The organism is Brevibacterium antiquum (assembly GCF_016107655.1).
In the GTDB taxonomy this organism is placed as follows: Bacteria; Actinomycetota; Actinomycetes; order Actinomycetales; family Brevibacteriaceae; genus Brevibacterium; species Brevibacterium antiquum.
In genome coordinates, this window is sequence record NZ_JABASX010000010.1 from 17,454 (window position 1) to 44,156 (window position 26,703).

At 63.7% G+C, this 26,703-nt stretch carries 19 protein-coding genes; 6 read left to right on the forward strand and 13 right to left on the reverse strand.

Annotation, left to right across the window (positions count from 1 at the left end):
- Nucleotides 1–216: 216 nt before the first annotated feature.
- A complete protein-coding gene (locus tag JFC13_RS15865; protein WP_198398035.1) occupies nt 217–1,044 on the forward strand; it encodes a winged helix-turn-helix transcriptional regulator in 828 nt (275 codons plus the stop codon).
- Between the two features lie 87 nt (nt 1,045–1,131).
- Nucleotides 1,132–2,073, forward strand: a complete 942-nt coding sequence (locus JFC13_RS15870; RefSeq protein ID WP_198398036.1) for an endonuclease/exonuclease/phosphatase family protein — start codon at nt 1,132–1,134, stop codon at nt 2,071–2,073.
- A gap of 28 nt (nt 2,074–2,101) precedes the next feature.
- On the opposite strand, the gene JFC13_RS15875 is transcribed toward JFC13_RS15870, so the two are convergent.
- Nucleotides 2,102–3,289, reverse strand: a complete 1,188-nt coding sequence (locus tag JFC13_RS15875) for a MarP family serine protease (protein ID WP_198398154.1) — start codon at nt 3,287–3,289, stop codon at nt 2,102–2,104.
- Between the two features lie 8 nt (nt 3,290–3,297).
- Nucleotides 3,298–4,980 (reverse strand): PrsW family intramembrane metalloprotease, encoded by a 1,683-nt coding sequence (locus JFC13_RS15880; RefSeq protein ID WP_232488697.1) that lies wholly within the window; start codon nt 4,978–4,980, stop codon nt 3,298–3,300.
- A gap of 383 nt (nt 4,981–5,363) precedes the next feature.
- Here JFC13_RS15880 and JFC13_RS15885 point away from each other — a divergent pair, with 383 nt between their 5' ends.
- Entirely contained in the window at nt 5,364–7,283 is a 1,920-nt protein-coding gene (locus JFC13_RS15885; RefSeq protein WP_198398037.1) for an LPXTG cell wall anchor domain-containing protein, read from the forward strand.
- A 96-nt stretch (nt 7,284–7,379) separates the two neighbouring features.
- Here JFC13_RS15885 and JFC13_RS15890 read toward each other — a convergent pair whose 3' ends face one another.
- The 6 genes from JFC13_RS15890 to JFC13_RS15915 are packed head-to-tail and all read right to left on the reverse strand — an operon-like array spanning nt 7,380 to nt 13,792.
- Entirely contained in the window at nt 7,380–8,168 is a 789-nt protein-coding gene (locus JFC13_RS15890) for an HpcH/HpaI aldolase family protein (RefSeq protein ID WP_198398038.1), read from the reverse strand.
- Complete coding sequence (locus JFC13_RS15895) at nt 8,153–8,938, reverse strand: fumarylacetoacetate hydrolase family protein (RefSeq protein ID WP_198398039.1); 786 nt, start codon at nt 8,936–8,938, stop codon at nt 8,153–8,155. The genes JFC13_RS15890 and JFC13_RS15895 overlap by 16 nt, the downstream gene beginning before the upstream one ends.
- Before the next feature lie 12 nt (nt 8,939–8,950).
- A complete protein-coding gene (gene hpaD, locus JFC13_RS15900) occupies nt 8,951–10,063 on the reverse strand; it encodes a 3,4-dihydroxyphenylacetate 2,3-dioxygenase (RefSeq protein ID WP_198398040.1) in 1,113 nt (370 codons plus the stop codon).
- Nucleotides 10,064–10,074: 11 nt separating this feature from the next.
- Nucleotides 10,075–11,580 (reverse strand): 5-carboxymethyl-2-hydroxymuconate semialdehyde dehydrogenase, encoded by a 1,506-nt coding sequence (gene hpaE / locus JFC13_RS15905; protein WP_198398041.1) that lies wholly within the window; start codon nt 11,578–11,580, stop codon nt 10,075–10,077.
- A complete protein-coding gene (locus tag JFC13_RS15910; protein ID WP_198398042.1) occupies nt 11,577–12,314 on the reverse strand; it encodes a GntR family transcriptional regulator in 738 nt (245 codons plus the stop codon). Before JFC13_RS15910 ends, hpaE begins: the two co-directional genes overlap by 4 nt.
- Nucleotides 12,311–13,792, reverse strand: a complete 1,482-nt coding sequence (locus JFC13_RS15915; protein ID WP_198398043.1) for a fumarylacetoacetate hydrolase family protein — start codon at nt 13,790–13,792, stop codon at nt 12,311–12,313. Before JFC13_RS15915 ends, JFC13_RS15910 begins: the two co-directional genes overlap by 4 nt.
- Nucleotides 13,793–13,964: 172 nt before the next feature.
- On the opposite strand from JFC13_RS15915, the gene JFC13_RS15920 reads away from it, so the two are divergent.
- Nucleotides 13,965–15,308, forward strand: coding sequence for an MFS transporter (locus JFC13_RS15920; protein ID WP_198398044.1), 1,344 nt, complete (start codon nt 13,965–13,967; stop codon nt 15,306–15,308).
- A 76-nt stretch (nt 15,309–15,384) separates the two neighbouring features.
- On the forward strand, nt 15,385–17,286 hold the full coding sequence (locus tag JFC13_RS15925; protein WP_198398045.1) for an FAD-binding monooxygenase: 1,902 nt from the start codon (nt 15,385–15,387) through the stop codon (nt 17,284–17,286).
- 80 nt (nt 17,287–17,366) lie between these two features.
- Here the strand turns inward: JFC13_RS15925 and JFC13_RS15930 are convergent, their stop codons facing one another.
- From JFC13_RS15930 to JFC13_RS15950, 5 genes are all read right to left on the reverse strand, one after another.
- The gene (locus JFC13_RS15930; protein WP_198398046.1) at nt 17,367–18,302 is read right to left on the reverse strand and encodes a hypothetical protein; all 936 of its coding nucleotides are present in this window, start codon (nt 18,300–18,302) and stop codon (nt 17,367–17,369) included.
- A gap of 164 nt (nt 18,303–18,466) precedes the next feature.
- The gene (locus JFC13_RS15935; protein WP_198398047.1) at nt 18,467–18,985 is read right to left on the reverse strand and encodes a hypothetical protein; all 519 of its coding nucleotides are present in this window, start codon (nt 18,983–18,985) and stop codon (nt 18,467–18,469) included.
- 62 nt (nt 18,986–19,047) lie between these two features.
- Nucleotides 19,048–20,709, reverse strand: coding sequence for an HNH endonuclease (locus JFC13_RS15940; protein ID WP_198398048.1), 1,662 nt, complete (start codon nt 20,707–20,709; stop codon nt 19,048–19,050).
- Between the two features lie 53 nt (nt 20,710–20,762).
- The gene (udk, locus tag JFC13_RS15945) at nt 20,763–21,374 is read right to left on the reverse strand and encodes a uridine kinase (RefSeq protein WP_332839445.1); all 612 of its coding nucleotides are present in this window, start codon (nt 21,372–21,374) and stop codon (nt 20,763–20,765) included.
- A 94-nt stretch (nt 21,375–21,468) separates the two neighbouring features.
- Nucleotides 21,469–22,992, reverse strand: a complete 1,524-nt coding sequence (locus JFC13_RS15950) for a transposase (RefSeq protein ID WP_198398049.1) — start codon at nt 22,990–22,992, stop codon at nt 21,469–21,471.
- 185 nt (nt 22,993–23,177) lie between these two features.
- On the opposite strand from JFC13_RS15950, the gene JFC13_RS15955 reads away from it, so the two are divergent.
- Entirely contained in the window at nt 23,178–26,612 is a 3,435-nt protein-coding gene (locus JFC13_RS15955) for a proline dehydrogenase family protein (protein WP_198398050.1), read from the forward strand.
- The last annotated feature ends 91 nt before the right edge of the window (nt 26,613–26,703 follow it).

Sequence of the window (26,703 nt, forward strand, 5' to 3'; positions counted from 1 at the left end):
CGGGCTTTCCTTTGCAACCGGCGAGTTTTGTGACAAATAATGAAGTCATGACTTCTTCGACGCACCCGACGCGAATGTGCCCCGCAGGCATGCGTATGCTCTGCGTTCGTTGTCGGTGATCGCCTCTCCGCTGTCCGGCTTCGAACGAGTACACGCAGACTCCGCAGCGGACTCATTCAGTCACAACGGCCTGACAGGTCGAAGCAAAGGACAGCCATGTCGAATCCAGAACCAGCGTACGCACATCCACGCAGCGCAGCTGCCATCCGTCGCGCAGGAGCCCGGTTGAGTGCCGTAGACCCGCAGAACCCGCCCCACACCTTCGGCCCCGCCGGCGTCGTGCCCTCGCCGAAGGCGGCGCGTGGAATCATCGTCTACATCGGTCTTGATGAGTCCAAGGCGGCTGCCGATGGGACCAACCTCTCCGCGATCGCCGGGGAGCTGCAGGCCTACGCAAAGGAGCTGGCTTCCCAGGCCGAGACCCAGGCGGTCATCGCTCTGGCGCCGGAAGGTCGCGGCAACGACATCGATGCCGTTCGTGCCGTGGCCAACGGCTCCCCCGCCGCCACCGGCACCCCAGCTGGATCACACGGCCCGGTCCGCTCGCGCATTCCCAACCGGATCCATCCACCGACCCTGCGCCGCGAGCCCGAGCAGGGCATCGGCGAAGCCGCCCCCACAGGCGGCTTCGGATCCCGATTCGATGGGAACTTCCAGAGCAGAACCGCCGAGCGCCTGCGCATCGACATCCCGCGCCGCGAGGTTCGCATCGACGGCGATCTCATCGATGTCACCACCAAGGAATTCGACCTCCTGGCGACTCTCGTCTCTCATGCCGACTCCACTCTGCCCCGTGAAGACCTCATCACTGCCGTCTGGTCGGGTGGCGAAGTCCCTGATGAGAGGACTGTTGACGTGCACATCCGACGCCTGCGCCGACGTCTGGGAGAGTACTCTTCGGTGATTCGGACGATGAGAGGCTCCGGCTACCGCTATGACACTCACCCCGACGTCACGGTGTGGTCCGCCACCGCCCACCGGTGACTGAATCCTATTCTTGGGCGAAAAGTGAGCCACGTCGCATGGCTCGCCCAGCATGAGGACAGACTCAGCGGTTAAGATTCTTAATCGATGAACGAGGAATATTCTCAACCCAGGAAAACGCATAGCCCAGCCAAGGGGATCACCGCGCTGATCTTCGGCATCGCCTATGCCGCATTTCTCCTGCTCCACCACCTGCTGCCGACCAGGATGGGCATTGCGCTGCTCATCGAGAGCATTCTGCCGTGGACGGGAATCTTCCTGGCCTTGGTCCTGCTCATGTTCCTCATCCGCTTCTCGCTGCTCTCAGCGATCGGCTTCCTGGTGCCGACAGTGGTCTGGGCGTCGATGTTCGGCTCCGCGGTGATTCCGGCGAGCGACAAAGGCGACCCGGATGTCACCGTCGCCACGCACAATGTGGGTGCCAGGTTGTCCGAGCCCACCGCAGCGGCGAAGAGTCTCGTATCCGCTGACCCCGACATCGTCACGATTCAGGAGCTCGAGTCCCTGTCGGGCAAGATCATCCACAAGGAACTCGATTCCTCGTTCCAGCATTCGCAGGTCGTCGACACGATCGGCGTGTGGTCGAAATGGCCGATGTCCGCACCCGAAGAGGTAGACCTGGGACTGCAGTGGCCTCGTGCCTTCGCCACCACCGTCTCCACGGACCACGGCGACATCAGGTTCTACTCCGTACACATGCCTTCGGTGCGACCTGGTCACGAAGCCATGCGCAATGCCGCAATCCGCAGGTTGGCCACAGAGGTCGAAACCGATGAAGCCGAGCGTGTCATCGTGGCCGGTGACTTCAACACTGCAACGACGGATACCAACTTCTCGACGTTGTCTCCCCCACTTGAGGATTCGCGGGTCGAGACCGGCGGCGGCTTCGGTTTCACCTGGCCTGCCCGCCTCCCCGTCACCCGGCTCGACCATGTCCTCTATCGCGGGTTCGACGCCACCTCCGACGAGGTGCTCGGCCGCGGCTCGAGTGACCACCGCGCCGTCCTCGCCGGCCTTGACGTGAAATAGTTCGTCAGCCTGACTCTCTCATAGCTCCTCAGCCGGTGCAGTGCCCTGCCGACTCCGGAGTCCGGTTCTGTGCTCCTGCTTGCAGTTCGTCGCTGATCTCCGCTCGCGTGAGAGCATACCCTGTCTCGTCATCGGTGGCGGACCTGGCGAAGACCATCCCCACCACGTCGCCGTTCGCGTCGAGCAGCGGACCTCCCGAGTTTCCTTCGCGGACGATTCCACGCAGCGAATACACCTCGCGCACCACTGAGCTCGAATCGTAGATGTCGAGGCCCCGCGCGTCGATCTTCTCCCGCACTCGCGAAGGAGAGATCGTATAGGGCCCGTTCTGAGGGAACCCAGCGACGACGGAGTCATCTCCCGGTCCCAACCCGCTGCCGAATTCGAGGGCGGGAGCATCGAGCTCGGGAACCCGCAGGACGGCCACGTCGGCCTCGGAATCGAATTCCACCACCTCGGCGGAATACGGCCTGCCCTTACCGCCGACCTGGACGGCGAGGTCCGTTGACCCTGCAACGACGTGGGCGTTGGTGGCGATGAGTCCGTCACTGTAGACGAATCCCGAGCCCTCGGATCCTGTCGGGCAGGTGGTGGCAGTCGTCGTGACCTTGACGACGGATTCCTCCACACCACGACCGACGTCGACCATCGCTGAGTCGGGTTCTCCGACGCCGCGGATCTGCTCTGTCTGCCCCGAGAAGACTTGCGGGAAGCCTGTGGCCTCGAGACCTTGGGAGATGTCGCCCAGAGCGATCTGTGAAGAGTACGGAATCGTCTTGTCAACGGCCGCTATCACCGTGGAGTCTGCGACCCATCGGTTCGGCTCGACCCACGGCGTGGTCCGAATGAAGCCCGCCGCCAGCCAGATGACGAGGACGTAGACGACGCCCGCGGTGACTGTGCCGCCGATCGAGTCGATGCCCTGCCCGAGCTCCGAGTCCATGGATCGTTTGAACCACACGCCGACCCCGTTGCCGACGAAGGCGAACAGAACGCTGAGGACGAGCGGCATCGATGCGAGGAGGATGACGACACCGGGATTCTCCATGACCTGGGTGCCTTCGCTCAGGCGTTCGATCAGGGGTGAGAGCAGCCTGCCCACGATCCAGCCGACCACGAAGCCGGCGACAGCGGCGAGGCCGATGATGAAACCCTGGCGGAACCCGGAGAAGAGCGCAGCGATCCCCAGGATGATGATGACGACGTCGACGAGCATCACGAGAGTCAGCGCACCACGCTTCCCGATGCGGCCAGAAGGCGATCGCGGGCGGAGGAGAACTTCTTCAGCTGGAAGCTCTCGATGTCCCGTTCCTTCTGCCCGCCGACTCCGGCCAGGAGCCGCATGCGCGTAGTCGAGAGATCTCCGGAGGTGCGGATCATGGTGCGCATCTCCTCTTTGCCGCCGGGGAAGGAATCGGCCCAGCGCTTGCCGAACTTGCGTCCCTTCCAAGTTGCGAGCATGTCGACTTCGGAGTGAGTCATCCATCCCGTGTTCGCGTAGTCGCCGAGCATGTTCTGTGTGTGGAGTCGCTCGCTGCGCCGCAGGAGTATCCCGAGCACCACCCAGCACGTGGTGAACATGAAGCTGACGACGATGAGACCGATGATCGACACGATCGCATTGATCTGGCCCAGACCGGTCATCGTGCCGTTCCAGACGGCGTGAAGAAGCATACCGACGAGAAGGCCAGGCAACCACATCAGGACAATCGCCCACCACTTCCACTTGCGGGCAGCGAAGCCGATGGTCACGCCAGCACAGGTGCAGAACACAGTGTGCAGCAGCGGTGAGCATACGCAGCGGAGGATGAATGTTACGAGGAGGTTCCCGCCGCTCTGTTCCCAGGCTCCTCCGAGGTAGAGGACATTTTCGGTGAAAGCGAAGCCTGCGCCGATGAGTGCTCCGTACACGAGGCCGTCGAGAGGACCTTCGAAGTGTCGGCGAGCGGCGAGGACGATGACGACGAGCAGCACGGTCTTCGTCGTCTCTTCGATGATCGGTGCCTCGACGACAGCGCCGTAGGCATCGGGCAGACTTCCGACGCCCGCGAAATAGAGTGCGACCTTGCCGACGATGGAGAAGACGAGCGTGAGGGTGACGGCGGCGACGGCACCCCAGAGGAGGCAGAGGCCGAGGATGATCTTCGGCTGCGGTTTCCATCGGTCGAGCCAGAGCACATAGGCGATGATTCCGATCAGTGGTATCGCCGACAGTGCGACCAGGGCGAAGAGCCTGAGGCCGAAGCTCAGTCCCCCCAGAAGAGCGAGAACCAACAGCCCGACGAATAGCCCGACCACAGCAAGGATGGCGATGACCAGACGAATGATGTTGGCGGTCGACTCGGGCTCCTCCTCCGGCTGGGACTGGCGCACGGCACCGGTCCAGGGAGTCTCCGAGACCACCTGCTGAGGCGCCTGCATGCGTGCGCGGGCCCGCATCTCCTGGGTCACGGTCGGGGCGAACCGTGCCTGTTCGTAGACGCGTCCCGGCATCGGCGGCTGGCCATACATCTGTGCCTGGCCCTGCATCGGCGGCTGGCCCTGCATCGGCGGCTGGTTCATTGGGGCGCCGAGGTGGGGGTTACCTTGGGCGTGTGGCGCGGGGTTCATCCCCGGCTGGGGAATCTGCCGCGGCAGCGGCTGAGGGCCTGGACCCTGCGAACCGGGACCGGGCTGCTGCGGTCGCGGCCGAAACCGGTCATTGTTCGGGCGCTGTGGCGGCGGGCCCTGCATCGGCGGGCCCTGGGGCGGCACTTGCCCCTGCTGCGGCATCCCTTGCTGAGGCGGCACGTTGAGGTTCCGGGGGTCGGCGACCCGAGGCGGCTGCGCGCTCGGGGGCACGGAATTGCCCGGATGCGCGTTCTGCTGCGAGTCGGGGCCGTTTCCGGGGCCCGCCTGATGCGACATATATCGTCCTTCTTGGTATGGAATTCACCGCCTCGCCAAGTTTACGGTCCAATGCTGACGTCAGGCCGAAAACGGTGTTGCCGTACCGCAACAGTTGCTGACTTTCGGTGGCCACTCAAGTTCGCTGCTATGTGGACGGATCACCGTTGTCGACACCACCTCGGCGAGGGAGAGCGGCCATGAAATCGTGCGCTGCCCGTCCGATCTCAATAGCACCCATCGTGACCTGGAACGATGCCCATCCGGGGTCTCGTTCGTCTGTCCACACCCCCGCTGCGATCGCCGTCGACTCATGCTCGTTTTCCTGTGGACGGCGCCGGGTGAATTCACAGGCAGATTTTCTGCTCTGGTCAGGCTCGACTCGTCCATCGTGGAATCGGGGTATGACTACTCGCAGACGCTTCACTCTCCGCTCCGCTCTCTTCTTCCTGGTCCTGGCTCTGGCATCTCTCATCGGGCTCGGTCCGGCCATGGCCCAAGGGCCGCCCGCCTCACTTGGGGAAGTGCCGATGCTCAAGGCCAGCGACACCTATGGTCCGGGCATCTGGCATCACGCACCGCAGGGGAAGACCTGGTACGGCTCCTACGAAACCTTCGATGACACGCAGGCGTACTGCATCGATGCTGGCAAGCAGTCGCCTCTGCCCAAGTACTTCACGACCTCGAAAGCGCAGAAGATCACCACCGCGCAGACCGCGTGGGCGCTGCACGAGTACTCCGGATCCGAATCGGCGGATGTGCAGGCGGCCTTGAGCGCACTGGCGCGTCTGGATGAGGCGATCCCGCATGATCACCAGGTTCCACCGCAGGAGCCGGGCGATCTGGGAAAGAAGTTCAGGGGTGCTGCGCAGCAGTTCTCAAAGATCAGCGCCGAGGCGAAGAAGCTCGCGGGCCCCTATACCCTCGATGTCAGCCTGACTCCCGTCGCGGCCATGCCGGTGCTCGAGCCGTACGACAAACAGGGACCCGAGGACGGTGACTTCAAACGAGTCGATGACGATAAGGACGAGGATTTAAGACCCCAGCTCCCCACGACGGATACAGTCACGCTCTCGGTGTCCTTGACCAGTGCCTCCGGCACCGCCGTGCCGGGTATTCCCATCACTCTCGACGTCGACGGAACCGAGGACGCACCGAAATCCCTGACCAGCGAGGCGAGACCCGTTGTCACCACCCTCAGACTCAACGCTCCGGGCGCAGTCACGGCCAAGGCCTCAGCGAGTCTCGCTCCCGAGTCCGTCCTGCTCTACGAACCGCAGAAGACCAAACGGGTCCAACGCGTCATCACCCCTGACGAACCTGTCGAGGTCACTGCTCAGGCGAAAGTCGATATGACCTCGCAGCCTCGTGTGTCCACCGACATCTCTGATCAGAGTCCACAGCCCGGCGATTCGATCACCGACAAGTTCACCGTGTCCGGCCTGGTCGGAGACCATACGGTGACCGTCGAACATGAACTGTGGAAGACGGAATCGGCACCCGAGCCCGGGAAGAAGAATGACGACGCCGAAGTGATTGCAGAGGTGACGTCGAAGAACGTCGGCAACGGCACGCATCGTTCCGACGAAATCACAGTCCCGAAGGACTTCCACGGATGGATGTACTTCACCGAGACCATCGCCGGTGACGAGACCACCAAGGAATGGAAGGGCGCCCACGGTCAGCCGCGGGAGACAGGCTTCGTTCCCTGGACCCCGAGTGCCGAGACGGAAGCGGTACTTGAGGTCAACGCCGTCCACGACGAAGTCACGGTCAGCGGACTGCGCCCGGGCGGTGAAGCTGTGATCACGATGACGGCATATCACTCAGAGTCAGAGCCGCAGCAGTCGAAGGAAGTCAGCGGTACGGAGCTCCATTCCCAGGACATCACCGTTGTCGGAGACCGAGAGGGAAAGGCAACCGTGAGCTCAGAGGCTGTTGACATGCCGGTCGGGTGGGTCACCTATGTGACCACGATCCAGGGCACTGACGAGCACCAGAAGTGGACGAGCGACTGGGGCATCCCCGCTGAAACAGTGCACAGGACGCCCGAAGAGACTCCGACGATGCCACCCGAGGAGCCCACGACGCCACCCGCTCCGCCGGAAGCCCCGGAACCGCCAGAAGCGCCCGCTCCACCAGAACCGCCAGCCGAACCACCGGCCGAACCCGTCGCTGACAAGCCTGCAGCGCCAACCCCACCGGCACAGCTGCCGCGGACGGGAACCACTGGCAACGGAATGCTCATCGGCGCCGGAATCTTCCTCATCGGACTCGGAGCTACGGCGCTGCTCATCACCGGCAGCCGCCGAAGCAAGGAGTAAGAAGAAAGGAGAAAAGCGGTGGCCCGGAGGACACACGCCCTTCGGGCCTCCGCCACGCTGCTCAGCTGCGCAGCTCGTCAGCTGCTGTTCAGCCGTTCAGCCCCGCACCCAGGTCTCGGCCCAGGCGCGAGCGCCATTCATCATCAATCCGACGTCGGCTCCGACGAGGACGAATGAGGCACCGGCGTCGAGATACTTCCGTGCCTGTTCGCCATCGAAGGCATTGACGCCGACGAGTTTGCCGGCCGCCTTGACCGCGTCGAAGGTCCGCAGCACAGCATCGGTGACATCGGGATGCGTCTGCTGCCCGAGCAAACCCATCGAAGCAGCGAGGTCAGAGGGCCCGACGAACACTGCATCGATCCCATCGACCGCAGCGATCTCCGCCGCGTTGTCCACCGCCGTAGCAGATTCGATCTGCACGGTCAGGGACACAAGTTCCTCGGCCCGCGCGAGATAGTTCGGCACCGCGTTCCAGCGGGAGGCCCTCGCAAGTGCCGACCCCACCCCACGCACACCGCGAGGTGGGTAGTACACGGAACGCACGGCCGCCTCGGCGTCGGCAGGGGTATCGATCATCGGCACGAGCAGGTTCTGCGCACCGAGGTCGAGGTACTGCTTGATGAGGACCTGGTCGTTCACAGGCACCCGCACGACGGGAGTCGCGGGGTATCCGTTCATGGCACGCAGCAGACTGGTCGTGGTCTCCAGGCCGATCGGCGAATGCTCGGCGTCGATGAGCACCCACTGCATCCCGGAGGCCGCGGCGATCTCTGCAGCTGCGGGCGAGCCGGAGCAGACCCACATTCCGGCCAGATACTCTCCTTCACCCAGCTCGGTCACGCGCTGGGTGAAGGTCTGCGGCAGTTCTACTCGAAACGACATGTGATGACTCCCAGATCTCCGTAGTCGGCGTGGACTGTATCACCCGGGCTGACCCACATGGGGCGGGTGAAGGACCCAGCCAGAACGGTTTCGCCTGCCTGGAGGATATCGCCGTGTTCGGCCAGTTTGTTCGCCAGCCACACGATGCCGCGGGCCGGGTGATCGAGGACGGCGGCGGCGAGGCCGGAGTCCTCCACCGACTCATTGCGGTACAGCAGTGCGCCGACCCGGCGCAGATCAACCGCGTCGACGGCCACCGGATTGCCACCGAGGACCATGGCCCCCAACGCAGCGTTGTCGGAGATCGTGTCGACGATGGTGCGGCCTTCCATCTCGATCCGCGAGGACAGCACCTCAAGCGCCGGCACTACGTATTCGGTGGCGCGCAGCACATCGATGAGACTGATGTCTGGCCCGCGCAGCTCGTCTTTCAGCACGAAGGCGAGTTCGACCTCGACGCGCACGCCCGAATACTGCGAGTGGTCGATGACCGAACCAGTGTCATAGACCTGGTCGGCGAAGATCGCACCGTAGTCGGGTTCGCTGATCCCCGTCGCCTGCTGCATCGGCTTCGAGGTCAGTCCGATCTTGTGACCGATCAGTCTGCGTCCGGATGCTTCGCCGCGGCGACGCCATTCGTTCTGCACAGCGTAGGAGTCCTCGACGGTCATGTCGGGGTATTTGGCCGTGAGCAGACCGATCTTCGTCCGGTCCTTCTCTGCCTGCGCCAGATCGTCGGCGATGGCCGCGATCGTTGATTCATTGAGCATGTGCGCGTCTCCTCAGAGCTGGTGGCCCAATTTGAACTCGTCTTCTCCGTCGTCAGCACCGGAATGCTCACCGAAGTTCGTCGTCGCGTCCTCTCGGCGAGTATAGGAGAACCCGTCGGCGCCGATAGTGACGTCCATTTCGGAGTCGTCGGTGCGCTGAGTCAGCGACACCGGGTTGCCCTCGAGGTCGAGGACCGTGGAGGCGTCGGTGTACCAAGAGGGCACGACCGGGTTGCCCCACCAGTCACGGCGCTGGTTGTCGTGGACGTCCCAGGTCACGCGTGGGTTGTCGGGGTCGCCGGTGTAGTAGTCCTGCGTGTAGATCTCGATCCGGTGACCGTCGGGGTCGCGCAGGTAGAGGTAGAAGGCGTTTGAGACGCCGTGGCGGCCCGGACCGCGCTCGATCGCGTCGGACAGGCGCAGCGCGCCGAGCTTGTCGCAGATGGCGAGGATGTTGTGCTTCTCGTGCGTGGCGAATGCGACGTGGTGCATCCGCGGTCCGTCGCCGCCGGTCATCGCGGTATCGTGCACGGTGGGCTTGCGCCGCATCCACGCAGCGAAGACGGTGCCATCGGAGTCCTGGATGTCCTCGGTGACGCGGAAGCCCAGGTTCTCCATGTAGTCCACGGCCTTCGGCACGTCCGGGGTGACCTGGTTGAAGTGGTCGATACGGACGAGTGCGCCCGGAGAGTAGAGGTCGTAGCGCCAGGCCAGACGTTCGACGTGGTCGACCTCGTAGAAGAATTCGTAGGGGAAGCCGAGGGGATCCTGGACGCGCACCGAATCACCGATGCCGGCGACGAATCCCTCCTTCTTCCGCACAACCGGGCAGCCGAGTTCGCGGTAGTACGCCTCGGCGGCGTCGACGTCTTCGGGGCTGCGCACGCGGTAAGAGAATGCGGCCACCGCGGCAATGGGACCCTGGCGGAGGATCAGGTTGTGGTGGATGAACTCCTCCATGGACCGCAGGTAGACGGTGTTCTCGTCTTCCTCGGTGACCTGCAGATCGAGCACATCGACGTAGAAGTCGCGCGACTTCTTCAGATCGGTGACGACGAGCTCCATATAGGCGCACCGCAGAATGTCCGGAGCCGGAACTGATGGGACTGGGATTGTTTGGGACATGTGGTTTCCTCTCACTGCTTCCCGAAGACTGGGTTGTGAACCTCGCCGAGGTTGATGTGCACGGACTGCTGCTCCGTGTAGAAATCAATCGACCGGTAGCCGCCCTCGTGTCCGAGGCCTGAAGCCTTGACACCGCCGAAGGGGGTGCGAAGGTCGCGGACGTTGTTCGAGTTCAGCCACACCATTCCGGATTCGACGGCCTGCGAGAAGTTGTGCGCCCGCTTGAGGTCGGAGGTCCAGATGTAGGCGGCCAGACCGTACTTGGTGTTGTTGGCCAGCTGCAGCGCCTCCTCATCGGACTTGAAGGGTGTGATCGCGACGACGGGTCCGAAGATCTCCTCCTGGAAGATTCGAGCGTCCGGGGTGACATCGGCGAACACGGTCGGCTCGACGAAGTTGCCGGTCTCGAACCCTTCGGGGCGGCCGCCGCCGGCGACGAGGCGAGCCTCTTCCTTGCCGATTTCGACGTAGGACATGACCTTGTCGTAGTGCTCGGGGTGGACCAGTGCGGCCACCTCGGTGCTGGGATCCGACGGCAGACCCACCTTCACACGCTTGGCCTGGGCAGCGTAGCGCTCGACGAACTCGTCATAGACGGACTCTTCGACGAGGATGCGCGAACCGGCGGTGCAGCGTTCGCCGTTGAGGGAGAAGACACCGAAGACAGTGGCGTTGATGGCGGCGTCGAGGTCAGCATCGGCGAAGACGACGGCTGGTGACTTTCCGCCGAGCTCCATCGACAGGCCCTTGAGCCAGGGAGCGGCGTTGGCGAAGATCGTCTGACCCGTGCTCGACTCACCGGTGAAGGAGATGAGCGGAACGTCGGGATGCTTGACGAGAGAGTCTCCGGCGAAGCCCTCTTCGCCGAAGCCGTTGACCATATTGAACACGCCCTTAGGCAGTCCGGCCTCTTCGAAGATGCCCGGCCACAGCGAAGCTGAGAGAGGGGTGAATTCTGCAGGCTTGAGCACGACGGCGTTGCCGGTCGCGATGGCCGGAGCCAACTTCCAGGACTCGAGCATGAACGGCGTGTTCCACGGGGTGATGAGCCCGGCGACGCCGATGGGTTTGCGGTTGACGTAGTTGGCCTGACGTCCGGGAACCTTGAACGCGTCGTCGACCTGGGCGACGATGAGATCGGCGAAGAAGCGGAAGTTCTCCGCGGCGCGGTTGGCCTGTCCCTTGGCTTGGGTGATCGGCAGACCGGAGTCGAAGGACTCCATCTCGGCGAGTTCCTGGCTGCGGGTCTCGGCGATATCGGCGATCTTGTTGAGCACGCGGGCACGCTCACGTGGGAGCATCGAAGGCCACGGACCTTCGTCGAAGGCCTGCTTCGCCGAGGCGACGGCGGCGTCGATGTCGGCCTTCCTGCCTGATGCGGCCTTGATGTAGGGCTCGTTGGTCACCGGGTTGATGACGTCGAATTCCTCGCCGTCGATCGAATCGACGAACTCGCCGTTGATGTAGTGACGGATCTTCTCCGGCAGGTTCGCCGGAGTTGCAGTGGACTCGGTCATGACTTGTCCTCTTCTCTGTCGATGATTCCTGTGCTTGCAGGGGTATCGGGGGCTTTGGCTTGGGCCTCCTGGTAGCTGGCCAGGGTCGTTGAGCGGTGATTCCTCACGACTCGCTCGATCTCCTCCGCCGAGGCGCGGGCCCGGATGAGTGCGACGATCCTGGAGTGCTCGTCGACCGAACCCCGTGCCCGTTCGGGCACGAAGGAGAAGGTCGAGTTCCGCAGGTGCGCCAGACGGTCCCATTCGACGGCGACCAGGGTGTGCAGCCGTTCGTTCGGGCACCGTCGAAACAGTGCCGCATGGAATTCGTGGTTGAGGCGGGTGAACTCGGTGGGATCGAAGTCGGCGAGCAGGTCACGCATGCGCTCATTGATCGCATCCGCCTCGGCGAGATCGTGCTCGTCCAGGAATTCAAGAGCCTGCGCGGTCGCGGCTCCCTCGAGGATCGCCACGGCCTCCATCGACTGGGCGTAGGAGCTCTGGTCGACCATGGCGACCCGGGCACCGACATTGCGTTCGAAGGTCACGAGCCCATCGGCCTCGAGGCGGCGGATGGCCTCCCTGACCGGAACGACGGAGGTATCGAGCTCGAGAGCGATCTGAGCCAGCACCAGTTTGTGCCCGGGTTCGAAGGTCTGATCCGCGATGCACTTTCGGATCCAGCGGTAGGCCGTCTCCGCCTTGCTCAGTGAGCTCGGCTCCGCCGGTGCGTCGACGGCGTCAGCGGTGGTCATCGTGAGGCCTTCCAGGCGTCGAACTTCTCTTTCCATTCGCCCTTGGGCGGGAACAGCGACTCGATCGGATTGCCGGCTGCGACCTGTTCGGCCACCCATCCGTCTTCGATCTCCTTCGTCAGCGCAGAATCGACGACTTCCTCAACGAGATCGCGTGGGATGACGATGACTCCGTCGTCGTCTCCGACGATCACGTCACCGGGCAGCACTGTGGCGTTTCCGCAGGCCACGGCCACGTCGGATTCCCACGGGACGTGCTTGCGGCCGAGTACGGCGGGGTTCTTCGACGTTGAGAACACGGGGAGGATCCCGGCCACCTCGGCGGAGTCGCGGACTCCCCCGTCGGTGATGACGCCTGTCGCGCCCTGAGCCTTGGCCCGCAGCGCGAGCACGTCGCCAAGGGTTCCTGAGCCGGATTCGCCACGTGCTTCGATGACGACGACCTCGCCGGACTGCAGAGAGTCGAAGGCCCGCTTCTGGGCGTTGTATCCGCCGCCGTGTGATTTGAACAGGTCCTCGCGGTTGGGCACGAAGCGCAGCGTCTTTGCGGTGCCCACGACCTTGCTGCCGGGCACGAGCGGGGAAACGCCTTCGATGACGACGTTGTTGAGGCCGCGTGCACGCAGCTGGGCGGAGAGACCAGCGGTCGGAGCCTCGATGAGCTTGGCGCGCAGGTCCTCACTCAGTGCACCGCCGCCTGTGGCTTCCGGTGCCAGACCGGCTTCCTCACGTGATCCCCAGGCATCGGCCTGCAGGGCTTCGGTCACGGCCGGGGTGCTGCCGAGGTTCGGGTCGAATGCGCCCGGTCCCTCGACGACATTCGTGACGAGGCGACCCGAGCTGAGTTCTGATCCGGTGCTCGCCGAGGTGGTGCTGACCTCGACCTCGACCGTGTCCCCGGGGGCCACAACAGTTGATCCTGCGGGAGTTCCGGTGAGGATGACGTCACCGGGTTCCAGAGTCATGTGCTGGCTGAGATCGGCGATGATCTGGGTCAGGGGGAAGATCAGCTGTGCGGCACTTGTGCCGTCGTCCTGCTTGACCTCGCCGTTGACCCAGGTGCGGATGCGCAGGGACTGCGGGTCCGCCTCGGCGGCGGGGATGATGTTGGGACCCAGCGGCGTGTAGCCGTCGCGGCTCTTCGACCGCAGATTCGAGCCCTTGTCGGCAGACTTGATGTCGTAGAGGCCGAAGTCGTTGGACGCGGTCACTCCTTCGACGAAGGTCCAGGCCTTGTCGGGACCAACGGATCGGGCCGCGGTGCCGATGACGACCGCGATCTCGCCTTCGAAGGCGAGCAGCGATGTCCCGGCGGGACGCTCGATCGCCTCACCCGATGCGGCCAGGGAACTGGTGGCCTTGAGGAAGTAGGACGGTTGGGACGGCCGTTTTCCGCGCTGGGCGGAGCGTGACTCGTACGCCACATGGACGGCAATGATCTTGCCCGGCCGGACTGGGACATCAGCTGGAGTCGACATCGATCTCGCACCTCATTTCGATTGGCTTTCACCCAGATCGTATATGATACGGTCCCGGAGGACAAGTAGTCCGCGTCACATGATTGAGGTCACGTCAGCGTTCCGATAGCTGCGATCTCCTACCCATGGGCCAGCGGCACAAACACAAGAGTCTCAATGCGACACAGGAGTCATGGTGAGTAAAAAGCACACCCAAGGTCGGGTGGCATTCGCGACCGTCGTCGGTACCAGCATCGAGTGGTACGACTACTTCCTCTATGCGGCGGCCTCTGGGCTGATCTTCAACGAGCTGTTCTTCGGCCCGCTGGGTTCGACGCTGTCGACCATGGTCGCGTTCGCCACCGTCGGCATCAGCTTCCTGTTCCGACCCCTGGGCGCCTTCCTGGCCGGACACTACGGCGACAAGCTGGGGCGACGGGTCGTCCTCATCATCACACTCATCGCCATGGGTGCCGCCACCGCTCTGATCGGCCTCCTGCCGACCTACGATTCGATCGGCATCGCAGCACCCATCCTCCTCATCGTCCTGCGCATCATCCAGGGCATCTCAGCCGGCGGCGAGTGGGGCGGAGCGGTTCTTCTGGCCGTCGAGCACGCGGAGCCCAAACATCGCGGACTGCGCGGATCCTTCCCGCAGATCGGTGTCTCCATCGGACTCATCCTCTCCTCGGGCGTGCTCGCGCTCATGACCGCGATCGCCCCGGGCGAAGCCTTCCTCGAGTGGGGCTGGCGGGTGCCGTTCCTCCTCTCGATCCTGCTCGTCGCCGTGGGCTACTGGATCCGCCGCGGCGTCGAAGAGTCCCCTGTCTTCCACGAGATCGCCGAGCGGAAGGAGCAGGTCGCCAACCCGCTGGGCAGGCTGCTCAAGAGCCACTGGCTGCTCGTCATCCTGGCCTCGCTGGTCTTCGTCGGCAATAATGCGGCCGGCTACATGACCACCGGCGGCTACATCCAGAACTACGCCACGGACCCAACCGGACCGGTCGGACTCGATCGCGGCCCCGTGCTCTGGGCAGTCTCCGCCTCGGCGGTGTCATGGCTGATCTTCACGATCATCGCCGGCTCCGTCTCAGACAAGATCGGTCGTAAGAACACCTATCTGCTGGGCTGGATGCTCCTGCTGATCGGCATCTTCTCACTCTTCCCGCTGGTCAACACCGGCAACATCTGGATGCTCTTCCTGGGGCTGGTCATATTGACCGTCGGGCTCGGATTCACCTACGGACAGCAGCCGGCGATGTATGCCGAGATCTTCCCCTCCAGCGTGCGGTTCTCCGGCGTCTCGGTCTCCTATGCGATCGGGTCGATCCTGGGCGGAGCCTTTGCTCCCACGATCGCGAAGGCCTTGGTGGCGTCCACCGGCACAACCACCTCGGTGGCCATCTATCTGGCCATCATGACGGCGATCGCGCTTGTCGCCACGCTGGTCCTACGCGACCGCTCGCGCATCCCCCTGGGCCCCGACCACGAGGAGGAGCAGTCAGTGAGCCCGATCATAGGCATTGGCTCAAGATGACCTGAGTAACACACGATCGTATATGAACTGCTAATATTGGAAAGTCACGAAGACGTGTGATGAACCGGAGGTTGACATGCATTTTCACCAGCACGGCTATGTGTCCGCAGACCCGCGGATCGAAGCTGCAGCAGGTTACGGAATCGATCGTCCACAGGACCTGCCCGATGAGGTCGATGTCCTCATCGTCGGCAGCGGCCCGGCGGGCATGGTCGCGGCGGCACAGCTGTCTCAGTATCCCGAGGTCAACACCCGGCTGATCGAGAAGCGGGACTCACGACTGGTCATCGGTCAGGCCGATGGCATCCAGGCCCGATCTGTCGAGACCTTCCAGGCGTTCGGATTCGCCGAGGAGATCATCCGCGAGGGTTATCACATCATCGACATGTCCTTCTGGAACCCGGACCCGGAGAATCCCGAGCACATCATCCGAACGGGACGGCCGAAGGACGATGAGACCGGAATCAGTGAGTTCCCGCACCTCATCGTCAACCAGGCTCGCGTCCTCGACTACTTCGCTCAGTTCGCCAAGCAGTCCCCTGGACGCGTCGAGCCCGACTACGGCATCGAGTTCGTCGATCTGAGGGTCGACGGTGACGCCGATTCCGAACACCCGGTCACGGTGACCGTTCGCTATACCGCAGGAGCGCGCGCAGGCGAAGAGCGCACGATCCGCGCCGGTTATGTCGTCGGCTGCGACGGAGCCCGCTCGGGCGTACGCCGGTCGATCGGTCGCACGATGACCGGCGACCAGGCCAATCATGCCTGGGGCGTCATGGACGTGCTCGCCAACTCCGACTTCCCCGATATCCGCACTAAGTGCGCCATCTCCTCCAAACATGGCAACATCCTTCACATCCCCCGCGAGGGCGGGCACCTGTTCCGCATGTACGTCGACCTCGGCGAGGTCCCGGAGGACGATGCACGCAAGGTGCGGCAGACGAGCGTCGACGAGATCATCGATCGCGCGAACGCCATCATCAAGCCCTACAGCATCGACGTGAAGAACGTCGCCTGGCACAGTGTCTATGAGGTCGGGCACCGGCTCACCGATGCCTTCGACGACACCGACGACACGACTCCCGGATCACCGTGTCCACGCGTGTTCATCACCGGCGATGCCTGCCACACACACTCGGCGAAGGCCGGTCAGGGCATGAACGTGTCGATGCAGGACGGGTTCAACATCTCGTGGAAGCTCGGCCAGGTGCTGTCCGGACGATCCTCACAGGAGCTGCTGCGGACCTATTCCGCCGAGCGTCAGGTCACGGCGAAGAACCTCATCGACTTCGACAAAGAATGGTCGACACTGATGGCCACTCCCCAGGAGGATCTGCCGGACGAGACTTACCTGCAGGACTTCTACGTCAAGACCGCTGAGTTCCCGGCCGGGTTCATGACCGAGTACACCGAGTCGATGATCACCGCGACCACCGAGCACCAGGAGCTGGCCACTGGTTTCCCCGTGGGCAAGAGGTTCAAGTCTGCTCGAGTCCAGCGCAACTGCGACGCCAACTACATCCACCTGGGACACAGGGCACGGGCCGACGGCCGCTGGCGCGTCTATGTCTTCGCCGATGCGCCGGTACCGGGTAACAACGCCTCGTCCAAGGTCACCCAGTTGGCCGACTGGCTCAACGCGGATCCGGCCTCGCCGTTGGTCAAGTACCGTCGTGCAGGTGAGGACCTCGACAGCCTTCTCGAGCTCAGCGTCATCTACCAGCAGGGACACACGGAGTTCTCCTTCCCCGATGTGCCGACGGTCTTCCGCCCGCATGTTGGCGAGTTCAGCCTTGAGTATGTGGAGAAGATCTACGCGACGCTGGCCGATGAAGACATCTTCGACGTGCGCGGCATCAGCCGTGACGGTGCCGTGGTCGTGGTCCGTCCCGATCAGTACGTATCGGGCATCTTCCCGTTGGATGCCCATGACGAGATCGGCAGCTTCTTCGACGGAGTGTTCGTCTCCGAACAGTGACGTGTCGGATCCAGCGACTCGTAGGATCAAGTGACTCGTAGGATCCACTGACGCCGACGTCTCTGCAGTGAGGGCATTCCTCATCTGAAGAGGCGTCGGCGTTGTCGTTGGGCAATGAGTCCGCTGATGCCGGCTGCGATCAGCATGAAGCTCCCCAAAGCCCAAAAATTCACTCCCGCCGCCGGAAAGCCGGAGACGGTGGCATTGACCGATTCTCCGGACGACGTTTCGCCTCTCCACCGGACAGAGGGCGGATTCGCCAGGATCCAGTCCAGCATGAGGTACAGGCCCACGCCGAAGGCCACGACGACCGCTGACCACCAAGCAGGTGGCTCCATGGTCAGACCTGTTGCCGCGCAGAGGATGACCGCAGACCACGCAAGCAGGATGCCGGGGCTCATATCCACGAGGTCGGTTGTGTTGAGGCCCAGAGACGTGAGTGTGACACCCTTGACGTCCGATGCCGTGTTCTCCATGATCGGCACCCAGATCATGACGATCCACGCGGCCAAACTCAGCAGCGGCAGCAGACGCGCAGCGTTGCCGGCCAGGGTTCGATGCTGGCGGACGACGAACCGGCCAGGGTTGCTGGGGCTGCTGGGGCTGCTGGGGCTGCTGACGACAAGCCAGCGGCGGATGCGTGGGCGGAAACGATCAGGCGACTGCTGACGTTCACCGATGAGGCCGCAGATCCCCGCAACGATCAGAGCCATACTCCCGATTGCCCACAATGCAGCCCCCGCCGCGGGAGAGGCCACTTCCATGCCGCCGATCCACCTCCCGCTCTCGTCCTGACCGTCCCACATCAGCGACGGAGGCTCGGCCACCATGTTGATCAGCGACGCTAGGACAGCGATGCCGAGACAGACCGTGACCCAGGCCCACATCAGCAAACGGTCGACGAGCCATGCCGAGATCACACAGGCGAGCAGACAGCACCAGATGATGACGAATTCGGGATCGAGATCGCTCAGGCCGCGGGAGACATCACCCAACGAGGTGACGACAATTCTCATGGACCCTCTGGTGTGCAGAGTGTTGAGCGAACTGTCGAGAACCGGCACCCACAGTGTGATCACCCACGCGCACAGCGCCAGAATCGGCAACAGCCTCGCAGCGAATCGCAGGCGCTGCCTATGTGGTCGGTGGCGTGGACGCCTCATTGCGGTCTTGCGCGCACTCATGGCTGCCGCATCGGACGAGATCTGCCAGCAGACGATCCGGCGCTCCCCGCTGCACCAAGCGCCAAAGCCCCCACCAAGCACACGAAGAAGCCGAAGTCAGGGAGTGCGACTTCCATGCCGCCCGTCGGCATTCCATCAGCAGTCTGACCGTCCCACAACAGAGACGGCGGGTTGAGAGCGGCGATCACGAGAACGACGATGAGGAGCGCGGCGACGACCATCGCTGCACCGGACCACCAGCGGGAGATTCCGAAGACCAGAGGCAGAATCGAGAAGACGACCACCAACAGCCAGACTGCGAAGAATCCTGGAACAGCAGTCGCCGGATCAAACGGGTTCTCCCCCATCGACGTGATCCTGATCCTCGGCCCGTCATCGTTTCCGCTGTCGAGGATGGGCACGAAGATCGTGATCACCCACGCGGCGACAGTTACCAGCGGCAGGAGAGCCGCAATCCGGCGGAGGCGCGCTGTTGGGTCGGAGGGTCCGTGAGAGCTGCCGTCGTCAACATTCATACTCAGTATCCTGCGGCGGATCGTGGTGTCAGCCGTGTCGGATTTGTTGCAGTCTCAGCACGTCACCCGATGTCGAGCATCCCCGAGCGCAGAGTCTCCTCAATTGTGCTTCCCGTCGAAGACTCTGGCACACGCTGACGGCCAGACGACCGAGTTCGGCCAGGTCTACGGGACCGGGGACGGTAGCGAAGACTCACTGCCGGTGGAAGGCGCAGAGGATCGACCACCTCGGCGATCTCGCAATCGGTGCTCTCCCCCGCAGGCGCCGCTTCCACGAACTTCCTGGCCTCCGAGGCCGAGATCGGGAGGAACGGCAGCTCCGCCTCGCGCCCGCCGACGTCGCCCGATTCCGGATCGGCGTCAGGTGGGTCTCTCTGCGGTTCGAGCAGCCCGGCGAGTTGCAGCCGCCAACCGTCGGCGGCATTCGCATCCGGTGGTGCTGTACCGGGTCGTGGGTATCTCATTCGTCTCACGAACGGAGGTGTTGCCGCTTCGTAGTCGAGTCCGCTCGGTGTGGTGACCTTCAGCCCCTGAGCTGTGGCCTCGTGCTTCCACCCCGGGTGTTCCTTGGCATAGTTGCAGGCTGCGCACAGGCCCGAGCCGTTCTCCCACGAGGTCGCTCCCCCGGATGCATATCCCTCGGAGTGATCGGCGTGCTTGATCCTGGCATCACACCACGGCGTCCGGCACACGTCATCGCGGTAGACGACCATCTGCCTGAGCAATCCGGTGAAGGACCGCGAGCGTGATTCCATGCCCACCAGCTGGCCATCGGTGACCTGTGTGAACATGCGGCGGATGAATACCTCCGCCTCGTTTGCGGCGATGAAGCTGCGGGCCGTCGTGGCTGGCAGGGGGCCGAATCCGGGCAGCCACGCGGGAACCATGCCGTCGGAGAACAGGGATTCCGCCTCGACGACCAGGTGGACTTCGGTCGGCACAGCCTCGGCGCCTGCCTGACCGGTGAGCCGCTCGACGAGGGTGTCGGCCATGAGCTGATTGTGCCTGCGACCTTTCGCCGTTCCGGCCGCCAGGGCTGAATCTGCCGCCTCGCGCAGTCCTTCGTAGACCGCGACTGCCTGTTGGATGGGCAGAATCGCAGAGACCCGTCCCATCCCGTCGTCGAGCGGGGTCATCGTCACACGCCGATTGGCTGTTGCCCTCTTCACCCGTTCGGCAGCGGCTTCGTCGTTCATCTCCTCTGCCAGGGCTCGTGCTTCGGTCCGCAGACTCCGCAGACCCGATGGCCCCATACTCGATTTCATTCGAGTGTCGACCTTGCGTCGGTCGGCGGAAGGCAGGCATGCGGTCTCGTCGACCATGATGCGTGCCTTGTCCTCGGAGATCTCACCCGAGGACAGTGCCTTGAATGTGTTCGGCAATTCGCCGACGATTGCACGCGAAGCGGAGAGGAACCTCCGGCCGCTGCCTGGTGAGACTCTCTTCGCCAAGGCGATCTCCTCGGCAGCGTGGATACCGCAGTCGCGGTCCGGGACCTGGTTGAGCGCATCTCGACGCCGACGCAGCACCTCGAAAGCCACCGCTTCGGCCGACTGCACGGAAGCAATCGTTGCTTTGAGGGACTCAAGTGCACCGATCCGAGCGAGCGCAGCAGACTCGGTCACCGCAGACGCGGCGCCGCGCAGGATAGAGGCGAAGCGGTCGATCTCGGCGATGAGATCATGATCCGCCGGTGGCGTCTCCACAACGATGCTCGCGTCCATGTCAGTACACTACAAGTCGCTGCTGACACGAGATTTCCCAACCGATCGGGATACTAGCCGACGTCCCTCTGAATCCGATTGAGCACCATGTCCATGGCCACGATATTGTGCCCGCCATCAGGGATGATGATGTCCGCGTTGCGCTTCGAGGGCTCGACGTAGAGTTCATGCATCGGCTTCACGGTTCCCAGATACTGGTCCTCGACCGACTGCAGGGTTCGGCCTCGTTCGACGACGTCACGTTTGATCCGCCGCAGCAGACGAACATCGGCGTCCGTGTCGACGAAGAGTTTGATGTCCAGCAGTTCGCAGATCCGGGGCTCTGCGAAGATGAGGATTCCCTCGACGATGATCACCGGCGATGGTTCGACCAGAGTCGTGCGATCGCTGCGATTGTGGATCGAGAAGTCATAGACCGGGCTCTTAACCGACTGTGAGGACCGCAGTGCGCGCAGGTGCTCGACGAAGAGGTCGTTGTCGAAGGCGTCGAGATCGTCGTAGTTGACCTTCTCCCGTTCTTCGTACGTCAGTTCGTCTCGCCGCCGATAGTAGTTGTCGTGAAAGAGCACCGAGGGTGGTCCCGCGCACTTGTCCAGCAGCGCCTGGGTCAAGGTCGTCTTTCCGCTGCCGGTGCCGCCAGCCACGCCTACAATCAAGGTCTCCACGGTTCAACTATCCCTTTCGGCTGTGCGGACTCAAGCACTGACTTTCCCCAAATTTATACCAGTCACCCTCGCCGAGGTTGTCCGGCGGGGCCGTTCAACGCCGCCGGGTGAGCTGTGCCCAGAGGTCCTGGTCGAACCGGCGGCGAGCAAAAAGTCCGGCCATGTGCCTGACCGCGTTGTCGACCTTGCCCCGCCAGGCGCTCACAGCGGTGTCGGCATCCCCCAGCGACAGCGCCTTGAAGATGGCACGGTCGTCTATGAGGATGCGATCGCTGGCCGGTGAGTAGTCGAGCTGCAGGACAGAGATGAACAGACGCAGACGCAGCGTCAGGGCTTCGAAGGCGCGAGCGCTCTGCCGCAGTCCGGACGCTCGGGCCAGTTCCTGCTGGAAATGGAGGTCTGCGTCCTCGACGTCGATGCCGCTCTTCGTCGCCGCCGATGCCTCCACCTGCCGCAGCGCCAGCTGCACAGGCACGAAGTAGCGCTTCGGCCGAAGCGCCAGAGACCGCAGCAGAACCTCCCCCACCGCCATACGCCCGGCATAGAGGTCGAGAACGTCGAGGGTCGTGATCAGAGGAATTCTCGAGCCACCACGTGAGCCGTCAAGCAGCTTGTCATCGACCATGCGCCGGAGTGCGGCATCCACCGAGGAACGGGGCACCTGCATACGGCGTGACAGGAGGCGCGGGTTGATTCTGTCTCCGGGCTCATAACCGGAGTCGATGATCTCCTCACGCAGCGCGATCGCCAGATGCTCGGTGATGGATCGCGTCTCCTTCGGCAGCCACGAAGAGATCTCCATTGAGTCAGAATTGTTGGAACTTCTCCGGGGGTCTGCTTGACTCGATTGCCGCCACATCACGCCTTCGAAACCATGCCGCACGCGAACGGAGAGCATGTCGAGCAGAGACCCGGGAATATCGCGGCAAGTGGCGAGAGCGGATTTGACGGCGTCGAGGAACTCTGCGAACTCACGGTGGACCGCGATGTTCGCGCTCTCTGCCGTCTCGTTCGTCTCTCTATGAGGATCGAAGACGACGAAGCGCTCCCGGTCGCTCCCTGCCTGAAGCAGCTCGAGCATCACCGCTGCATCGGTCTGGCGATGCTCGCTGTCGAATCGCTGCGGCCAATGTTGGACCCCTGCCGAACGCAGACCGGCCACGATGCCGGCGATGCGGCGCTGAACCCGCCGCGCTGAGACTGCGCTCGTGCCTTCAGCTCGTTGATCGGCAACGCGAATACCGATGATGACCAGGGGGAATCCTCCCGCTACGGCAGTGATCTCATCGCCACCGCGCACCTGATCCCGCGGCACTGTCATGCCCCTCATCGCACGAGATACGATGCTCTGGCTCAGGCCAGTGGCATCGGCCAGCGCCCGGGTCGAATAGTCCTTCCCAGAGATCCTCGCCCCTGCCGTGCTCACGAGAGCTTCCACCACCTGATCGGCCGTGCTCTGGATCTGCGGACGGCCACTTCGGGGACGATCCTCGAGATCGGATCTCACCATCCACCGACGCAGACTCGACGGTGAGACGTCCAACTCAGCTGCCACCTCGGCGATGGAGGACGAGGCCGTCCTGGCAACGGCGTCACGACGCATTTCTGAGGAATACATCACGCTATTCTATTACTTCTGACTCAACTATGTCTGCGATTGGTCACGAGCCCTTCACCCCGTATTCTCTCCGGCGCATACTGTTCACAACGATCCCGTCAACGGTCAACGGCGACGCGGGAACAGCTGGCACAGACACCAGCCAGACTCATCCAGAGTTCGTCCAACAGAAAAGGAACGAGCAGTTGTTGCACACAGACTCCGATCTTGATCAGCTCACCAGTCGCTCCATCGACACCGTTCGCAAATGGCTGCGCGTGGCAACGAGCAAGACCACGGCCAAGAACCCTGCCGCCGAACGCCTCTCGGCAGTGCTCTCCGACCCCAACGGCCTCGACTTCACCGTCGGATTCGTCGACCGGGTCGTGCGCACCGATGATGTGCACGCCGCCGCCGACGCCCTGGCTGAGGTCGGCAAACTTGCGCCCGAGACGATGTCTGCCCTCGACCGCGCCCAGATCAAGACCGGTGCCGCTCTGGCTCGGGCACTGCCGCAGGTCGTCGTTCCGGCAGCCCGCACCCGCCTGCGTCAGATGGTCGGGCACATGGTCGTCGATGCCCGCGACAAGCAGTTCGGCAAGGCCGTCGCCGCGCTGACCGCAGACGGTCACCGACTCAACATCAACCTCCTCGGCGAGGCTGTCCTCGGTGATGGCGAAGCCGACCATCACCTCGAGGAGACCCACCGACTGCTGGCCCGCGAAGACGTCGACTACGTCTCCGTCAAGGTCTCCTCTGTCGCTTCTCAGATCTCCATGTGGGCCTTCGACGAGACCGTCGACTACGTGGTCGAACGCCTGCGTCCGCTCTACCAGCAGGCGGCGAAGGCACCGACCGGGTCCAAGTTCGTCAACCTGGATATGGAGGAGTACCGGGACCTTGAGCTGACGATCGCGGTCTTCACCCGCCTGCTCGCCGAACCCGAGTTCAAGAACCTCGAGGCCGGCATCGTCATCCAGGGCTACCAGCCCGACGCGCTGGGCGCCGTGCAGCGTCTGAGCGAGTTCGCCAATGAACGTGTCGCCAACGGCGGAGTCGGGGTCAAGGTTCGTCTCGTCAAGGGCGCGAACCTCGCGATGGAGACCGTCCACGCGGAGATCGCCGGCTGGCCGGCGACGACGTGCGATTCGAAGCAGTCCACAGACGCGAACTACAAGCACGTCCTCCATTGGCTCTTCACTCCCGAGCGGATGAAGGGGCTGCGCATCGGCGTAGCCGGCCACAACCTCTTCGACATCGCCTTCGCCCACCACCTGTCGCTCGACCGGGAAGTCACCGACCGCGTGGAGTTCGAGATGCTGCAGGGCATGGCCTCGGAACAGGCCGCCGCGGTGACCGAGGACGTCGGAGATCTCCTCCTCTACGTCCCGGCTGTGCATCCGAAGGAATTCGACGTCGCAATCTCCTACCTCGTGCGCAGGCTCGAGGAGAACTCGTCGTCCGAGAACTTCATGTCCGGCATCTTCGACCTGGCCAACGGCAACGAGGTCTTCGTTCGGGAGGCGGACCGCTTCCAGGACTCCGTCAAACAGCTCGAGGACATCCTCGAGACCGACGGTGATACCGCGCCGAGGCCGAACCGGAACCAGGACCGTTCGGCCGAACGCGATGTCTCAGGGCCTGCCCCGACCGAGTTCTTCAATGAGCCCGACACCGATCCCTCACTGCCGGCGAACCAGAAGTGGGCCAAGGAGATCATCGCCGAGGCGACCGCCCCCGGATATCTCGACGACCGTCCGAAGACGCCGAAGGTCGACTCGGCCTCGAAGCTCGATGAGATGATCGCCGATGGACGCGAGGCTGCCAAAGCCTGGCGTGCGCTGGGTGCTGCCGGTCGTGGTGAGATCCTCCATCGGGCCGCCGAAGTGATCGCCGCCCGTCGTGGCGAGTTCATCGCCGTCGAGGCCGCCGAGGTTGGGAAGATGCCGTCCCAGTCCGATCCGGAGATCTCAGAGGCCATCGACTTCATCCGCTACTACGCTCTGAACGCCGCGGAGCTGGAGACCCTCGAAGGAGCGAACTTCGTTCCCGATGAGATGGTCGTCGTCACCCCGCCGTGGAACTTCCCCATCGCCATCCCCACCGGAGGCACCGTGGCAGCGTTGGCGGCCGGTTCGGCCGTCATCCACAAGCCGTCGAAGCCCACACCGCACTGTTCGGCACTCATCATCGACTGCCTGTGGGAAGCCGGCGTCCCGAAGGACGTGCTGCAGCTGTGCACGCCCTCGGACCGGGACCTCAGCCGTCATCTCGTCGCCCACCCGGATGTCGACCGTGTCATCCTCACCGGCGCCTCCGAAACGGCGGCCCTGTTCAAGTCCTTCCGTCCGGACCTGCACGTCAACGCGGAGACTTCGGGCAAGAACGCTCTGCTCATCACTCCGGCGGCTGACCGCGATCTGGCCGTGGCCGATCTCGTGTATTCCGCCTTCGGACATGCCGGTCAGAAGTGCTCGGCCGCCTCGTTGGGCATCATGGTCGGCTCGACCTATGACTCGCAGCGCTACCGCAAGCAGCTCATCGATGCTGCTTCCTCAATGGTCGTCGACTGGCCGGCGAACATGTCGGCGACGATGGGTCCGCTGACCGAGGATCCCTCCGACAAGCTCGAACGGGCCCTGAGCTCCCTCGAACCGGGTGAGTCCTGGCTGCTCGAGCCCAAGCAGCTCGATGACACGGGTCGACTGTGGACCCCGGGAATCAAGGACGGCGTCAAGCCGGGATCCTTCTTCCACCTCACCGAGGTGTTCGGTCCGGTGCTCGGTCTCATGCACGCCCGCGACCTTGACGAGGCCATCGAGTTCCAGAATGATGTGGACTTCGGCCTCACCGGCGGCATCCACTCCCTCGACCCCGAGGAGGTGCGCACCTGGCTCGACCGTGTCCAGGTCGGCAACGCCTACGTCAACCGCGGCATCACCGGTGCAATCGTTCGGCGCCAGTCCTTCGGCGGCTGGAAGCAGTCCTCCGTCGGGCTCGGCTCGAAGGCCGGTGGCCCGAACTACCTCATGCTCTTCGGCCACTACACCGACGATCCCTCCACACTGCCAGGCGCCACTGACGCGAGCCAGAACCTGGAACTGGCCAAGGCCGACGACGAACGTTGGCTGGCCCGCGAGTTCGGCGCGGCGAAGGACCACACGGGCCTGCAGTCAGAGGCCAACATCTTCCGCTACCGGCCCCGCCCGGTCACACTGCGAGTGACCTCGACATCGTCGCTGTTCGATCTGGAGAGGTCATTGCACGCAGCGAAGTGCGTCGGGTCGACCGTGCAGCTGTCCGTCGCCGAGGAGGTGGCCTCCGAGGTGAAGATCGCCGCCACGAACGCGGGTGTCGCAGCTCGGACCGAGTCCGCAGCGACATTCGCGAACATGGTCGGCGAAGGACGATACGACGACTCCGTCGGTGCCCGCATCCGCGTGCTCGGGCCGCAGGAACCTGAGCTGCTGGCGGCCACCGCACCACGCCCCGAGGTTGCGGTCATCGATGAACCGGTGACCTCCTCGGCGCGGGTGGAGATGCGGTACTACGTGCAGGAGCAGGCAGTGTCGATGACCCTGCACCGCTTCGGCAACCCCAGTCGAGACTTCCACGAGCTGGCGGCCGAGCTCAAGGCCTGACCCAGCCGAACTCAAGGCATGACCCAGCCGACCTGCTGGCCCTGACCCAGCCGATCGGTTGGCGGACGGCGGCTCTGATACCTCGGATCGA

What these genes read in the sequence shown, in the direction of transcription:
- JFC13_RS15865 (WP_198398035.1), top strand. Translation starts at nt 217, where the DNA reads ATGTCGAATCCAGAACCAGCGTACGCACATCCACGCAGCGCAGCTGCC.
- JFC13_RS15870 (WP_198398036.1), top strand. Translation starts at nt 1,132, where the DNA reads ATGAACGAGGAATATTCTCAACCCAGGAAAACGCATAGCCCAGCCAAG.
- JFC13_RS15875 (WP_198398154.1), bottom strand. Translation starts at nt 3,289, where the DNA reads ATGCTCGTCGACGTCGTCATCATCATCCTGGGGATCGCTGCGCTCTTC.
- JFC13_RS15880 (WP_232488697.1), bottom strand. Translation starts at nt 4,980, where the DNA reads ATGTCGCATCAGGCGGGCCCCGGAAACGGCCCCGACTCGCAGCAGAAC.
- JFC13_RS15885 (WP_198398037.1), top strand. Translation starts at nt 5,364, where the DNA reads ATGACTACTCGCAGACGCTTCACTCTCCGCTCCGCTCTCTTCTTCCTG.
- JFC13_RS15890 (WP_198398038.1), bottom strand. Translation starts at nt 8,168, where the DNA reads ATGTCGTTTCGAGTAGAACTGCCGCAGACCTTCACCCAGCGCGTGACC.
- JFC13_RS15895 (WP_198398039.1), bottom strand. Translation starts at nt 8,938, where the DNA reads ATGCTCAATGAATCAACGATCGCGGCCATCGCCGACGATCTGGCGCAG.
- hpaD (WP_198398040.1), bottom strand. Translation starts at nt 10,063, where the DNA reads ATGTCCCAAACAATCCCAGTCCCATCAGTTCCGGCTCCGGACATTCTG.
- hpaE (WP_198398041.1), bottom strand. Translation starts at nt 11,580, where the DNA reads ATGACCGAGTCCACTGCAACTCCGGCGAACCTGCCGGAGAAGATCCGT.
- JFC13_RS15910 (WP_198398042.1), bottom strand. Translation starts at nt 12,314, where the DNA reads ATGACCACCGCTGACGCCGTCGACGCACCGGCGGAGCCGAGCTCACTG.
- JFC13_RS15915 (WP_198398043.1), bottom strand. Translation starts at nt 13,792, where the DNA reads ATGTCGACTCCAGCTGATGTCCCAGTCCGGCCGGGCAAGATCATTGCC.
- JFC13_RS15920 (WP_198398044.1), top strand. Translation starts at nt 13,965, where the DNA reads ATGGTGAGTAAAAAGCACACCCAAGGTCGGGTGGCATTCGCGACCGTC.
- JFC13_RS15925 (WP_198398045.1), top strand. Translation starts at nt 15,385, where the DNA reads ATGCATTTTCACCAGCACGGCTATGTGTCCGCAGACCCGCGGATCGAA.
- JFC13_RS15930 (WP_198398046.1), bottom strand. Translation starts at nt 18,302, where the DNA reads ATGAGAATTGTCGTCACCTCGTTGGGTGATGTCTCCCGCGGCCTGAGC.
- JFC13_RS15935 (WP_198398047.1), bottom strand. Translation starts at nt 18,985, where the DNA reads ATGAATGTTGACGACGGCAGCTCTCACGGACCCTCCGACCCAACAGCG.
- JFC13_RS15940 (WP_198398048.1), bottom strand. Translation starts at nt 20,709, where the DNA reads ATGGACGCGAGCATCGTTGTGGAGACGCCACCGGCGGATCATGATCTC.
- JFC13_RS15950 (WP_198398049.1), bottom strand. Translation starts at nt 22,992, where the DNA reads ATGTATTCCTCAGAAATGCGTCGTGACGCCGTTGCCAGGACGGCCTCG.